Annotated in this window: 11 protein-coding genes and 1 riboswitch; of the genes, 3 read left to right on the forward strand and 8 right to left on the reverse strand. The window is 61.2% G+C overall.

Annotated elements, in window-relative coordinates:
- Window positions 1-83 precede the first annotated feature (83 nt).
- Window positions 84-1679, reverse strand: coding sequence for an ABC transporter substrate-binding protein (locus NCT04_RS00895; RefSeq protein ID WP_250462678.1), 1596 nt, complete (start codon window positions 1677-1679; stop codon window positions 84-86).
- Window positions 1680-1878: 199 nt separating this feature from the next.
- Window positions 1879-2043, forward strand: a riboswitch (yybP-ykoY riboswitch).
- A gap of 121 nt (window positions 2044-2164) precedes the next feature.
- On the opposite strand from NCT04_RS00895, the gene NCT04_RS00900 reads away from it, so the two are divergent.
- Window positions 2165-3175 carry a sodium:calcium antiporter gene (locus NCT04_RS00900; protein ID WP_250462681.1) on the forward strand — a complete coding sequence of 337 codons (1011 nt, stop codon included), beginning with the start codon at window positions 2165-2167 and terminating at the stop codon, window positions 3173-3175.
- Between the two features lie 126 nt (window positions 3176-3301).
- On the opposite strand, the gene NCT04_RS00905 is transcribed toward NCT04_RS00900, so the two are convergent.
- The 4 genes from NCT04_RS00905 to NCT04_RS00920 all read right to left on the reverse strand — a co-directional run bounded on the left by NCT04_RS00905 (window position 3302) and on the right by NCT04_RS00920 (window position 8984).
- Window positions 3302-3601 carry a flagellar protein FliT gene (locus tag NCT04_RS00905; RefSeq protein ID WP_244826797.1) on the reverse strand — a complete coding sequence of 100 codons (300 nt, stop codon included), beginning with the start codon at window positions 3599-3601 and terminating at the stop codon, window positions 3302-3304.
- Window positions 3602-3610: 9 nt separating this feature from the next.
- A complete protein-coding gene (gene fliD, locus NCT04_RS00910; protein WP_250462684.1) occupies window positions 3611-5152 on the reverse strand; it encodes a flagellar filament capping protein FliD in 1542 nt (513 codons plus the stop codon).
- Between the two features lie 179 nt (window positions 5153-5331).
- The gene (locus NCT04_RS00915) at window positions 5332-6468 is read right to left on the reverse strand and encodes a flagellin (RefSeq protein WP_244826799.1); all 1137 of its coding nucleotides are present in this window, start codon (window positions 6466-6468) and stop codon (window positions 5332-5334) included.
- 275 nt (window positions 6469-6743) lie between these two features.
- Window positions 6744-8984, reverse strand: a complete 2241-nt coding sequence (locus NCT04_RS00920) for a tetratricopeptide repeat protein (RefSeq protein ID WP_244826800.1) — start codon at window positions 8982-8984, stop codon at window positions 6744-6746.
- Between the two features lie 187 nt (window positions 8985-9171).
- On the opposite strand from NCT04_RS00920, the gene NCT04_RS00925 reads away from it, so the two are divergent.
- Window positions 9172-10122: an aldo/keto reductase gene (locus NCT04_RS00925; RefSeq protein WP_250462689.1), complete on the forward strand. Its 951-nt coding sequence runs from the start codon at window positions 9172-9174 to the stop codon at window positions 10120-10122.
- A gap of 322 nt (window positions 10123-10444) precedes the next feature.
- Window positions 10445-10657: a 30S ribosomal protein S21 gene (rpsU, locus tag NCT04_RS00930; RefSeq protein WP_244826802.1), complete on the forward strand. Its 213-nt coding sequence runs from the start codon at window positions 10445-10447 to the stop codon at window positions 10655-10657.
- 100 nt (window positions 10658-10757) lie between these two features.
- Here the strand turns inward: rpsU and NCT04_RS00935 are convergent, their stop codons facing one another.
- The 3 genes from NCT04_RS00935 to NCT04_RS00945 all read right to left on the reverse strand — a co-directional run bounded on the left by NCT04_RS00935 (window position 10758) and on the right by NCT04_RS00945 (window position 12631).
- On the reverse strand, window positions 10758-11117 hold the full coding sequence (locus NCT04_RS00935; RefSeq protein ID WP_250462691.1) for a phospholipase D-like domain-containing protein: 360 nt from the start codon (window positions 11115-11117) through the stop codon (window positions 10758-10760).
- A gap of 35 nt (window positions 11118-11152) precedes the next feature.
- Complete coding sequence (locus NCT04_RS00940; RefSeq protein ID WP_244826804.1) at window positions 11153-11578, reverse strand: hypothetical protein; 426 nt, start codon at window positions 11576-11578, stop codon at window positions 11153-11155.
- A gap of 441 nt (window positions 11579-12019) precedes the next feature.
- Window positions 12020-12631 carry a DNA-3-methyladenine glycosylase I gene (locus NCT04_RS00945; RefSeq protein ID WP_244826805.1) on the reverse strand — a complete coding sequence of 204 codons (612 nt, stop codon included), beginning with the start codon at window positions 12629-12631 and terminating at the stop codon, window positions 12020-12022.
- Window positions 12632-12634: the final 3 nt, after the last annotated feature.

The following is a 12634-nucleotide window of genomic DNA, read 5'->3' on the forward strand; positions in this document are numbered from 1 at the left end:
ATGTCAGCCAGTCGAGACGGGATGAAGCATCAATGCAGATGCTTCATCCTCGTGTGTCATTCGTCGATGCCTTCTCTAAACCCTCACTGCACCGACACAGCCCCGAAGTTCTGCCGCCCGAACGGACTCACGTTATAGCCGCTGACGTTGGCACGCGTGATTGCCGCCGCAGTCGGATAAACGAGCGGAATCCACAGTGCCTGATCGTGGATGATCTTCTGCGCGTCCACATAAGCCTTCGTGCGTTTCGCGACGTCGGAGGTGACCTTGCCATCCGCGATGAGCTTATCGAGTTGCGGGTCGCAGAAGCGCGCGAAGTTGATGCCCGACTTCACCGCATTGCAACTGAAAAGCGGCGAGAGGTAGTTGTCCGGATCGCCGTTATCGCCGGCCCAGCCCATGAAGAGCATGTCGTGCTGGCCCTGCTTGGCTTCCTTGATGAGTTCGCCCCACTCGATGATCTTCACCTGCGCCTTCACGCCGATCTTCGCCAGATCCGCCTGCAGCAGTTCGGCGCCAGCTTTCGGATTCGGGTTCAGCACACTGCCGTTCGGACGCACCCAGATGGTCGTTTCGAAGCCATTGGGCAAGCCTGCATCCGCGAGCAGTTTCTTCGCGGCATCGGGCGAATACTTGTACGCCGCGATGTTCTTATCATAGCTCCACGTGTTCGGCGGATACGGGTTCACAGCGGGCGTTCCCGTGTTTTCGAACACCGTCTTCGTATAGGTGGTGCGGTCGAACGCCATGTTCAACGCCTGCCGCACCTTCGGGTTATCGAGCGGCTTCTTCTGCGTGTTCAGCGCGACGAACGCGGTCATGAATGCGGGCGTCTCGCTAACCTTCAGCGACTTGTCCTTCTTCGCGTCGAGCACGTCCTGCGGCTTCGGCGACAACGCGATCTGACATTCGCCCGCCTTGATCTTCTGCGCGCGCACGGCGGCGTCCGGCGTGATGGCATAAATCAGGCGATCGATTTTAGGCTTCGGCCCCCAGTAGCTCTGATTCACGTCATAACGGATCACCGCGTCTTTCGTATAACTCTTGAGCACGAACGGACCGGTGCCGACAGGCTTGCTGTTCAGATCGACTTGCTGGTTCGCTTTCAGCAGCTTGTCCGCATATTCCGCCGAATAGATCGATGCGAAGCCCATCGTGAGGATCGGCACGAAGGTCGCGTTCTGCTCGTTGAGTTCGAACTTCACCGTTTTGTCATCGACCTTGGTCACGGCCTTGATGAGCTTCACGAGACCCATCGATTGCGCATGCGGAAAGCCGCTCGCGCCCGCGATCTTGTGCCAGGGGTTGCTGTCCGACAACATGCGCTCGAAGGTGAAGACGACGTCGTCGGCATTGAGCGGACGCGTCGGCTTGAAGTAGTCGGTGGTCTGGAACTGCACGTTCGGACGCAGATGGAACGTGTAGGTGAGACCGTCGCTGCTGAGGTCCCACTTCTCGGCGAGCGCGGGCGCGACTTTCTTCGCGGCCTCGTCGTATGACACGAGCGTGTTGAAGATGACATCCGCCGACGCGTTGGTCGTCACGAGCGAATTGAACTGCACGACATCGAAGCCGTCCGGGCTCGATTCTGTGCAGATGGTGAGCGGCTTGGCCATTGCGATAAGCGGCGCGGCGGCGAACGTCGCGGCGATGGCGGCAGCGAAAAGTGTGTTGCGCATGAGATCTCCCGTGACCCGGCTGGTCACATTACGATTGTTCTTGTGGCTGGTTTTACCCTGTGCGCGTGTGGCGAGCAAGTAGCGCATCCGCGCGGCTAGGTTAGCGAAGCGCTCGCCGCTCGACAACGAATCGTTGCGCATACGCTTATGCCTCGAACGCGCCGTGCGGGTTGCCGAACCGGGCGGCTCAGGCTACACTGCCCCGGTCTTTGGGGAGTAGCCTTCCTTCCATCAGCGAAGGAGAACGCGTCAACATCCTCGGCCTTGCTGCCGTGGCGCGTTCGACCGGTCGGTGCTGTCGCATTCCGGCGGTTTGGCGAGACCATCGATGCGCTTTGTCGTTCTTGGTCGGACGGCGCATGGCGCATCGTGGTTCGCTGAACGTCCGACCGTGGAATCATCGTGTCCCCACAACTACAAAAATCCCTGTCTCTCTGCGCGCTCATTCGCGCCCGCGCGTTGCATCGTTTCCCGCGAGGTGCCGCATGACGATGCTTTTCGTCGAACTCGCGTTGATGCTCGCGGTCATTCTCATCGCATCGGAACTCTTCACCAATGCGCTCGAACATCTCGGCGAACGGCTCGGCATATCGGAGGGCGTGACTGGATCGCTGTTCGCGGCGGTCGGCACGGCGCTGCCGGAAACGACCGTGCCGATCATCGCGCTGCTGGGCGGCACGGCGAGCCATTCGGTTAACGAAGAAATCGGTGTCGGCGCCATTCTCGGCGCGCCACTCATGCTCGCGACGCTTTCCACTTTCCTGATGACGCTCGCGGTCATCAAATCGCGTGGCTTGCGCGGCCGGATCGTGCCCGAGCGCAGCGGCTTCACGCGCGACCTGAACTTCTTTCTCGTCGCGTTCCTGATTGCGGCCGGCGCCATGTTCGTGCCGCATCATGCGTGGCAGGTGCGGGCGATGTTCGCGGTCGGCCTCGTCGGCTTATACGTGATCTACGTGATCACCACGTTCAAGGCATCGGCGAGTCTTGTCGAAAGCGGACACGGCACGGAAGCGCCCGAGCGTCTCTTCATCACCCGCGTGGGTTTGCCGAACGGTATCGGGTCGATCATGCTGCAGTTCCTGATCGGCATCGTGCTGCTCGTCGGCGGGGCGAAGGGCTTCATCCACGGTGTGGAAGGCGTGTCGGCGGCGCTTGGCATATCGCCGCTCTTGCTCTCGCTCATCATCATTCCGATTGCAACCGAACTGCCGGAAAAGGTGAACAGCATTCTTTGGGCGCGACGCGGAAAAGATACGCTCGCGTTCGGCAACATCACAGGCGCGATGGTATTTCAGGGCACCTTGCTGCCGGGCATCGGCATCATGCTGACGCCGTGGGAGCCGCGCGTGGAAGTGCTGACCGGCGTGCTGATCACGCTCGCGGCGGCGGCATGGCTGCGCTTCAACGCGCGCGGCAATGGCGTGGTGTTGTGGGCGTTGCTTGGCAATGGCATCTTGTACGCGGCTTATTTGACCTTAACCCTCGGCCGCTGAAGCCTTCGAGCGACGCAAATAAAAAATGCCCGCGCGAGGCGGGCATCAAGAGCGAAGCGCCGCGTCATGTCTGACGCGTTCTTCTCGTTGTTCTTATTAAGGTTATCGGCGCGTGCCGGAAAAACTTTAGAAGCGCGCGGCTTGTTGATATCGTCCGGCGGCTTTCGCCTGATCCATCGACTTGCGGTACGCGGTCGACAGCATGGCTTGCGCGGCGTTCGCACGGCCCATCGTTGCTTCGATGCTCGCCTGAATCCGGCGAATGGTCGCGAGCGATTCAGCCGGCTGATTCGCTTCCACGGCCATCAGGAGCGGCGTACGCGCCTCTGTGAGTTCGGCCGCGCGCGCCCAGTTTTCTTCGTTGACCGCTGCTTCGATCGCCTCGGTCAGTGCCCAGGCGTGTTGAATCATTTCTTGCTGGTTCATGTTCGTTCCTTACGACTTGTTGCTTGCCAGCGCGCCCGCGCTGTTGGTGCCGCCGAAGAGCGCGGTCAGGTAGCTGCCCTGCGTCGCCATCTGCGACATCAGCGTGTTGAGCGCGGTGAACTGATCGTTGTAGGTCGTGGTCAGTTGCGCCGTGTAGGAAGCGAGCGCGGTTTGCTGGTCCGTGATGCTCGAAAGATCGGCGGTGAGCGCGGTCGTGCGCGTATCGACGATACCGCCTGTCGCGAGAAATCCGGTCAGGCTGTTGTTCAGTTGCGCGGCTACGCCCGTGCTCGAATTGAAGAGCGATGCCACCGCGCCCGAGTTGCTCGACAATGCCGCGGTCAACGCGTCTTCGTCGGTCTTGAGCGTGCCGTCCGGTTGCAGCGTAATGCCGATCGATGCGAGGTTCACCTGGCTCGTGCCGGAACCCACGCCCTTGGCAATCGTGCTGGAAAGGGCGTTGCGAATGGTGTTCATCATCGAGTCGCCGAGCAGCGCGCCGCCTTGCGAACCGGCTGCCTGGGTCGAATCGAACGAAGTCAGCGACGCGGCCGTCGTGATGAAGTTGTTGTACGCGGTGACGAAACCATCGATGGCCGTCTTCTGCGTAGCCGTGTCCTGCGCGATGGTCAAGGTCTGCGTCGTGTTGACCGCATCCGACGTGAGATTCAGCGTCACGCCGGACAGCGCCGTCGTGACCGCATTGGTCGAGCTGCTGGCAGGCGTGCCCGCGATGGTGAAGTTGGCGTCCATGCCGGCCGTCGTCTGCGTCCAGTTCGACGAGCTGATGGCCGTCTGTGCCGGAACCGCATTGCCGTTCGAATCTGTCGTGGCGGCGCTCAACGTCGATGCCACGTTGAGTTTGGACAAACCGTTGTCGTCGGGCGTCGTGCCGTCGGACTGCATGTTCGGCGTGACCGCCACGGTAATGCCGTTGGCCTGGCCCGTCGACGCCGAGCGCAGCACGAGGTGCGCGCCATCGGTGCCGTTGACGACCGCCGCCGTGATGCCGGGGTTACCGCTTGCCTTGTTGATCGCGGACGCAATGCCCGCGAGCGTGTTGTTCGAAGAGTCGATGCTGATCGACATGTCCTTGCCGCCCACCGACAGCTTCATCGTGCCCGTGCCGAGTTGCGCGGTGCTGGTGAACGCGGTGGAGGTAAGCGATTGCGAGGTGGCGATGTTGCTGACCGCGACCGAATAAGTGCCCGCGACCGCGCCGGTGCTGGCCGTGCCGGTCAGACCCTTGCCGCTGCCGGTCGCCGTGAAGGCGCCGAGCGTCGTGCCGTCCGCGAGCGAACTCACCGAGCTTTGCAAAAGCGACAGCACGGACTTGAGCGTGCCGACCGCGGTGAGCTGGGTGTTGTCCTTGGTTTGCTTGGCTGTCAGCGCATCCGTCTGTCCGGCGACCTTCGCGTTGACGATGGCGGTGACGAGCGAGTTCACATCCATCGTGGAGTTGGTCGAGCCACTGATGATCGACTGCGCGGCCTGCTGGACGGCGCTGGTCGGATCGACCGTGGATGCCGAAGTGGTTGCTACCGTGGACATGTATGGCTCCGTTTCTGGCTTCTTGCCGTGAGCGGTTGAAGATGCGTTTTACTGCGCCGTCAGCAGGCGATTCGTCATGAAGGCGCCTCTGGCGGAAATGCAAATCGGGAGGCAAGCCTCCCTGGGTACGTCGCCGGCGCGCCGTGATCGAGACGCGCCGGTTACTGCGTCGGCGATGCTTAGCCGAGGAGCTTCAGAACCTGCTGGGGCATCGAGTTCGCTTGCGCCAGAACCGAGATACCAGCTTGTTGCAGAACCTGAGCCTTCGAGAGGTTCGCGGTTTCTTGCGCGAAGTTCGCGTCGGTGATCTGCGACTGAGCGGACGACAGGTTGGTCGACTGCGCGGTCTGGGTAGCGGCAACCGAGCTGAAGCGGTTCTGCACGGCGCCCAACTGAGCTTGCAGCGAGTTCACTGCATCCAGTGCGTTGTCGACTGCCTCGATTGCGGACGATGCGCCGTTCGCCTTGCTGATGTCGATTTGCGACACTTGCGGCGGCGTGTTGTTCGCGGTCAGCGCGCCGACTTCGGACGTTTGAGCTGCGGTTGCCGAAGGAACGTTGGTGCTGTTCAGGCTGATGCTCGTGCTGCCTGCGGACAGACCCGTGAACACGTTCGACGAGGCGAACGAGCTGCCGAGTGCCTTGTTGTCCTGGTCGGTGAACGTGTAGCCGCCGGAGCCGTCAGCGATGACGTTGACCGACGTGATCGTTGCCGAACTGGCAGCTGCGGATGCACCCGTGTCGCCCAGGCTCAGACCGTCGACCGTGCCGATGACCGTGCCCTTCTGCGGGTTGCTGCCGCCGAGCGACAGAGCCGAGACGTTTGCTGCCGAGCCGAGGTCGATCGTGATCGACTGGCCGACGTTCGCGCCAACCTGGAACGTCTTGCTGCCGGCGGTGCCGTCGAGCAGGTTCGTGCCGTTGAACGTGGTTTGCGACGAGATACGGTTGATTTCGCTGATACGCTGCGTCACTTCTTGTTGCAGCGAGGTCTTGTCAGCCGTCGACAGCGAGCCGCTCGATGCTTGCACGGCCAACTGACGGATACGCTGAAGGTTGTCCGTGATCTGCGACAGACCGCTCGAAGCCGTCTGAACCATCGACACGCCGTCGTTCGCGTTCGAAACGCCTTGGTTCAGGCCGTTGATCTGCGAGGTCATGCGCGAAGCGATTGCGAGGCCAGCTGCGTCGTCTGCTGCGCTGTTGATGCGCTTGCCCGACGAAAGACGCGTGATTGCCGACGACAGTGCGCTTTGCGTGCCGTTCAGGTTTTGCTGAGCGACCAGCGAGTTGATGTTGCTATTGATACCGATCATTTTGTTTCTCCGATGAGGCCTGGCGCATTTATCTGAGTTGATAACGCCATCGTTTGGCGGAAGCGTCCGTCGTTTGTTTGTTTGGCCGCTTGTTTAGGTTTTCGGCCCGTGCTAGGCAAACTTTAGTGCTCGTTTCGATTTGCCTGATAAATACCTGGAAATCCGTGCTAAAGCTTGCCCAGCGGGGCTCTGCTGCCGATGCTCGCGGTTTTTGAATGCCCCGTCTGAGAGCTTTAACGGCAGACGGAGCGACTTCTTTCGTTAAAAAATTCGCTTCAGACGTCGAACGTGGCCGCAGCCTTGCCGGCGCACCAGCGCTGCCACATCTGGCGCATGCTGGCGGAGAGCGCGCGGGCCACCGTGTCGGGCTGGAAGCCCGGCGATTGCAGGCAGCGCTCGCGCATGCCGGCGCGGATCTGCGCGAGTTCTTCGACCCGGCCCGCCCATTCGATGCCCTTCGCGACGAAGTCCGCGCGGTCGCGAGCCACGAAGTCGCCGAGGCCCGTGTTGGAAAGCACCGACGTGCTGCCTCGGCTCGCGATCAGTTCGCCGGGCAAGGTGAGCGTGGGCACGCCCATCCACAGCGCCTGCATGGTGGTGACGCCGCCCGCGTAAGGGAACGTGTCGAGCGCGATATCGGCGTCGAGGTGATGCGCGAGATAGCGCACGAGCGACGAGCGCTGACGAAACTCGAGCCGGCTCACATCGATTCCTTCCTTCTCGAACCAATCGATCAGAATCGTGTGGCTGTTGTCGCGCGGCACGCCTGCGATCAACATGCGCGCATCCGGCACCGCGCGCAGCAGTTCCGACCACAGCGCGATGGTGCGCGGACGCAGTTTGTTGAAGCGGTTGAAGCTGCCGAAAGTGATGTGGCCGTTGGTGAGCGCGGGCAACGCGTTGAGCGCCGGCGCATGTTCCGAGGGCTTGAAAGGCGCATACGCCGGCAGATACGCCAGCTTTTCGACGAACTGACCGTCGATCTGTTCTTCAGGCACATAGTGGCGATCGCCGATGTAGTAATCCATCGCGGTCATGCCGGTCGTGCCGAGATAGCCCATCCACGTCGCCTGGATCGGCGCGGGTTTGCGCGCGAAAGTCAGCAGGCGGTTATAGGCCGTGTGCCCCGAAAGATCGATCAGCACGTCGATGCCGTCCGCGCGAATCTTGTCGGCGAGCGCGGCATCGCTATAACCCGAGACGTCGTGCCAGCGCGGCACGATATCGCGCAGCGTGCGCGTGACCTCGTCGGTCACCGAGCGGTTGTAGTACGCGTGCACCGTGACGCTGGGATCGTTCACGAGATAGCGGAACACCGGCTCGATGAAGACAGCCACCGGATGCTGGTTGTAGTCGCCCGAGACGAAGCCCACGCGAATGCAGCGGTTCGGGTCCGGCTGGTTCCGATGCTTCTTCCACGTCGATTGCAGCGGCTTCGCGCATTGCTCGGCGAAGTACAGATGCTGCTCGAAGTACGCCTTCCGGTCGATTTCTTCCTTGTGCGACAAGCAGAACAACAGGTTCTCGTGCGCGCTGTCGCAAGTTGGATCGAGTTCGATCGCGCGACGCGAATGCTTCTCCGCGTCGTCGAACCGCGTCTGGTCCATCAGCACCACGCCGAGCGTTTCGTGCGCTTTCGCCGACAACGGCGCGAGTTCCACGGCGCGACGGCAAGCAGCTTGCGCGTCGTCGAGGCGCATCAGCGAGCGCAGCGTCACGCCGAGAATGCGGTGCGCTTCCGGATAGTTCGGGTCCTGCTCGATCATGCGCCGGCATTCGGCTTCCGCTTCGAAGAACTTGTCGAAGAGGCGCAGGGAGTCGGCCAGGATTCGGCGAACGTCGATTCCATCCGGCTTCAATTGCAGATAACGGCGTAGCGAGGGAATGGCCGACTGCAGGTCCATCAGGCGAACCTGGGCCACGCCCATGACTTCCCATCCCAGCAGAAAAGTGGGGAAGCGCTGCGTCAGGGTCTTCGCGAGCGCCACGGCTTCTTCGAGTCGCCCGCCATTGAAGTGCGCATGCAACTGCTGTACTTCCTGCGGCGTCGGCGTCGTGCGGCCGTTTGGCGCCGTGATGCCTTCGCGCGACTTTGTCGCATCGCGCAGTTCGGCGGCCAGTTTCTCGATTGCCGGCCCGCTCATGCCTTGCGCGACCGCGACTTCGAACACGATATTCGCCGCCGCGACCTGACCGCTGCGCGTCAGCACGTCGATATACGTAGCCCAATAGATATGCTGCGTCGGGTCCGTGCCGATCGCGGTTTCGAAGAACGGCACGGCTGCCTCGTATTGACCGCGCTGCGCCATCAGCATGCCGAGGTTGAAGTTGGCGTCGGCGTGTTGCGGCCGCGCGTCTAGAACGAGGAGATAGAGCTTTTCGGCCTCGTGCAGGTTGAGCGTCTGATGCTGCAGGATCGCGGCTTGCAGCACATCGGCGAGATCGGCCTCGAACTGCTGGTCGGCGTTCGTCGCGACGTGTGCGGGCGTTTGGTCCAGTGCTTCGAAGGTGTTCATGGTCTCGGCATTTCGGTAGCGTTGCACGGATTATCGAGCCGTCCACCTTGAGCCGAAGGGCGGAACTGGCGGGGAAAAACCGCTCAGTTCGGCGCTTTTGCGCGAGGCACCGAAAAGCGCGCCGAGCGCACGGGCGCGTTCCCGCGTATCCTTTTCGATCCGTACCCATCAAGCATCCGGAGCACATATGCAGACACGCACCATCGGCAAATCGGATCTCAAAGTCGCGCCGCTTTCTTTCGGCGGCAACGTGTTCGGCTGGACCGCGGACGAGCGCACGTCGTTCTCCATCCTCGACGCGTTCGTTGATCACGGCCTCAACTTCGTCGATACCGCCGACGTTTACTCCGCGTGGATCGACGGGCACCAGGGCGGCGAGTCGGAGACGATCATCGGTAAGTGGTTCAAGGAAAGCGGCAAGCGCGACAAGATCGTGCTGGCGACCAAGGTCGGCATGCTGAGCACGCGCTCGGGGCTTTCGGCGGCGAATATCGCGGCGGCGGTGGACGACTCGCTGCGGCGCCTGAAGACCGGTTACATCGACGTGTACTACTCGCATCGCGACGACGAAAACACGCCGCTCGAAGAAACGCTCGGCGCTTATCAAAAGCTCATCGCCGCAGGCAAGGTGCGCGTGATCGGCGCGTCGAACTATTCGGGCGCGCGGGTGGAAGAGGCGCTGAAGATCTCGAAGGAGTCGGGACTGCCCGCATACGAAATCCTTCAGCCGGAATACAACCTCTACGATCGCGAAGCCTACGAGACGGATCTCGAACCGGTCGTCGATGCCAACAAGCTCGCCGTGGCGACGTACTTCAGTCTTGCAAGCGGCTTTCTATCGGGTAAGTACCGCTCGAAGGAAGACACGCAGGAAAAGGCGCGCGGCTCGCGTGTAGAGAAGTACCTGAACGACCGCGGTTTGAAAATTGTCGATGCGCTCGTTGAAGTCGCCAGACGCAATGACACGGCGCCGGCGACGGTCGCACTTGCGTGGATCATCGCGCGTCCGAGCGTGACCGCGCCTATCGCCAGCGCGACGTCCGTGCAGCAACTGGAGAGCCTTGCAGAAGCCACGCGCCTGCAACTCACGCCGGAAGATGTCAAAGCGCTCGACGAAGCCAGCGCCTGGCAAAAATAATTCCGCTGCATCAAAGGCTTGCAGTGAACCGAGGTGTTGGCACGGGCGCGAGGTTCTGGTAACATCGCGCCCGAATCGAGAAATGTGTCCGATTTTTGCCTTTGCCGTCGAGCGTGAAAATGCTCAATGTGCAGCAGACGGCTCCAAATGCGCGTTCACGTCTTTCCAGCGAGCGCGCAACTGAATCTCAACTCTCTCTCTTTTCCGGCCTCCGTGGCCGCTTTGCTCGTGTCCGCCGTGTTGGGTGGACGATCGGAGTGCCGGCGCGCGGCGGGTTTGTCCGTCGTGCAGTTAGAAATACGTTTAGCGAAACAGGATTTACATGACCACCATTACCCTTAAAGAAAACGAGCCGTTTGATGTCGCGATTCGGCGTTTCCGTCGCACGATCGAAAAGAATGGCCTGATCGCGGAACTTCGCGAGCGCCAGTCGTACGAAAAGCCGACCACCGCGCGCAAGCGCAAGAAGGCAGCAGCCGTTTCGCGTCTGCGCAAGCGCCTGCGCAGCCAGATGCTGCCGAAGAAGATGCACTAAGCGTCTTCGCCTCGGGCCGGGTGCGAATCTGGTTCGGCAAAGGCAAACGGCGGTGCGACCCGTAAGGGCCCACCGCCGTTTTGCTTTCTACCGCCGGTCTTTAGACGAACGCGTGACGCTTGCCGAGTACCGCGAGCCGATGTGGCCATTCCTCGACGCTCGAGTCGTCGTGAATCTGCTCCAGCTCCATCAATAGATCGATCACGTTCGGATCGTACGCATTCACATTCGACGCATACAGCGCGCGCAATAGCTTGCCGTCGTGCGCGTGCCGGTAGTACGAAATTCCCACGCCTTCGAGCGCCGGGTCGTAATGCTCGTCGCGCACCAGCGAACCGATTGCGCATTTGCGCCCGTTCGCGCTGCGCAGGCGGCAGGAACCGTTGTCATCTTCCGATACCGCGCCTTGCTCCAGCAAATGCCGGCTGACGCGTTGGTAGATGTCCTTTGGACTCAACATCGTGATTGGGCTCAACATCTCGACACCCGAAGCGCTTATGCAGCCGTTTTCAGGAGCTCGGCCGACAGACCGAACTGGCGCGCGATCGAAGCAAGACGCTCGCGCCATTCCCATTTGCCGAAAACGTCATGCACGTTCTGCAGGCAGGAGAGCAACTCGACGGTGTTGGGATCGAACACGTTGATACGCGCGCGCAAGAGCGCACGCTTGAGACCCGCGACGCCTACATCCATATACGCCGGCACCACTTCGGGCGCCTTCGCGATGTAGCGAATGGGAATGCCTTCCATCGCCGTGATGTAGTCGCGCGGCTGAATGAAGCTGCCGATCGGGCAGCCGCCGCAGTATCCGCGATACGCGCCGCCGCCGTGTGGCAGCAATGCGGCTTGTCCTTGCACGAGAAGATGCTGGACTGCGCGGTTGAAAATGTCCTGATGTGTCAGGAAGTTAAGGCTTTTCATATTCATTCTCCCCTGCGCCCCTGCGCAGCGGCCAAGCGTTGAGTAGTTCGAGCAACCTGCACTTGCGGCACCGGAACAGCGGCATTGTTGCGACTGCTGTCCGGGTACTGCTTCGAGCATGATGGTTTTCCCGGCCTGGACGCCTGGGTCTCATAGCGTCCTTATGCTCGCGTCGGATTCTTGATTCCTTGAACGATCCGCTTACCGACAGTTATAACGGTTCGGCTCGGTAAAAAGGTGCGGTGGCGCACGCGAGGACGCCATTTTTACATGAACCGCACGTTCGTGCAGTGCGGAAGAAGCATCGGAAACCCTTATCCAGTAAGGTTTTCGCGCTGCTTCACTGCAAAAAAACGTCAGCTATAAGGATCTTCCCTTATACGTAGTTTTTGCACTCAGGCATGTTGCCAAAAAGCAAAGATTTTCCATATCGGACTGGGCTCATTGCTTGGTCTTGGCGGGCGCTTTCCGTTTTGTCTTGATTTTTTGCCGCGCCTGACACGTCGCCACGTGGTCGTTGACCATGCCGGTCGCCTGCATGAACGCATAGCAAATGGTCGTGCCGATGAACTTGCAGCCGTACTTCTTGAGCGCGCGGCTGAGTTCGTCCGACTCGGGCGTCGATGCTGGTGTTGGATTGACCGCGCTCCGGGGCGTGTCGATCGGCGCGTCGCCGACGAACGACCACACGAAGCTGGCGAACGACCCGTGCTCCGCCTGAATTTGCTGGACCGCGCGCGCATTGAGCACCGCCGATTCGATCTTCATGCGGTTACGCACCACGCGCGCGTCGCCGACGATCCGCTCGATGTCCTTCGCAGTGAAGCGCGCGACTTTCTCGATATCGAAGTCCGCGAACAGCGCGCGGTAGCCCTCCCGTTTGTTGAGAATGGTCGACCACGAAAGCCCGGCCTGCGCGCCTTCGAGCACCAGCATTTCGAAGAGGTGACGATCGTCGCGGGAGGGCACGCCCCATTCGGTGTCGTGATAGTGGACCATTGCGTCCGTCGTGGCGGTCGCCCAGGAGCAGCGGGTTGCGTCGGTATCGGCCATTGC

This window comes from Caballeronia sp. GAFFF2, assembly GCF_023631485.1.
Taxonomy (GTDB): domain Bacteria; phylum Pseudomonadota; class Gammaproteobacteria; order Burkholderiales; family Burkholderiaceae; genus Caballeronia.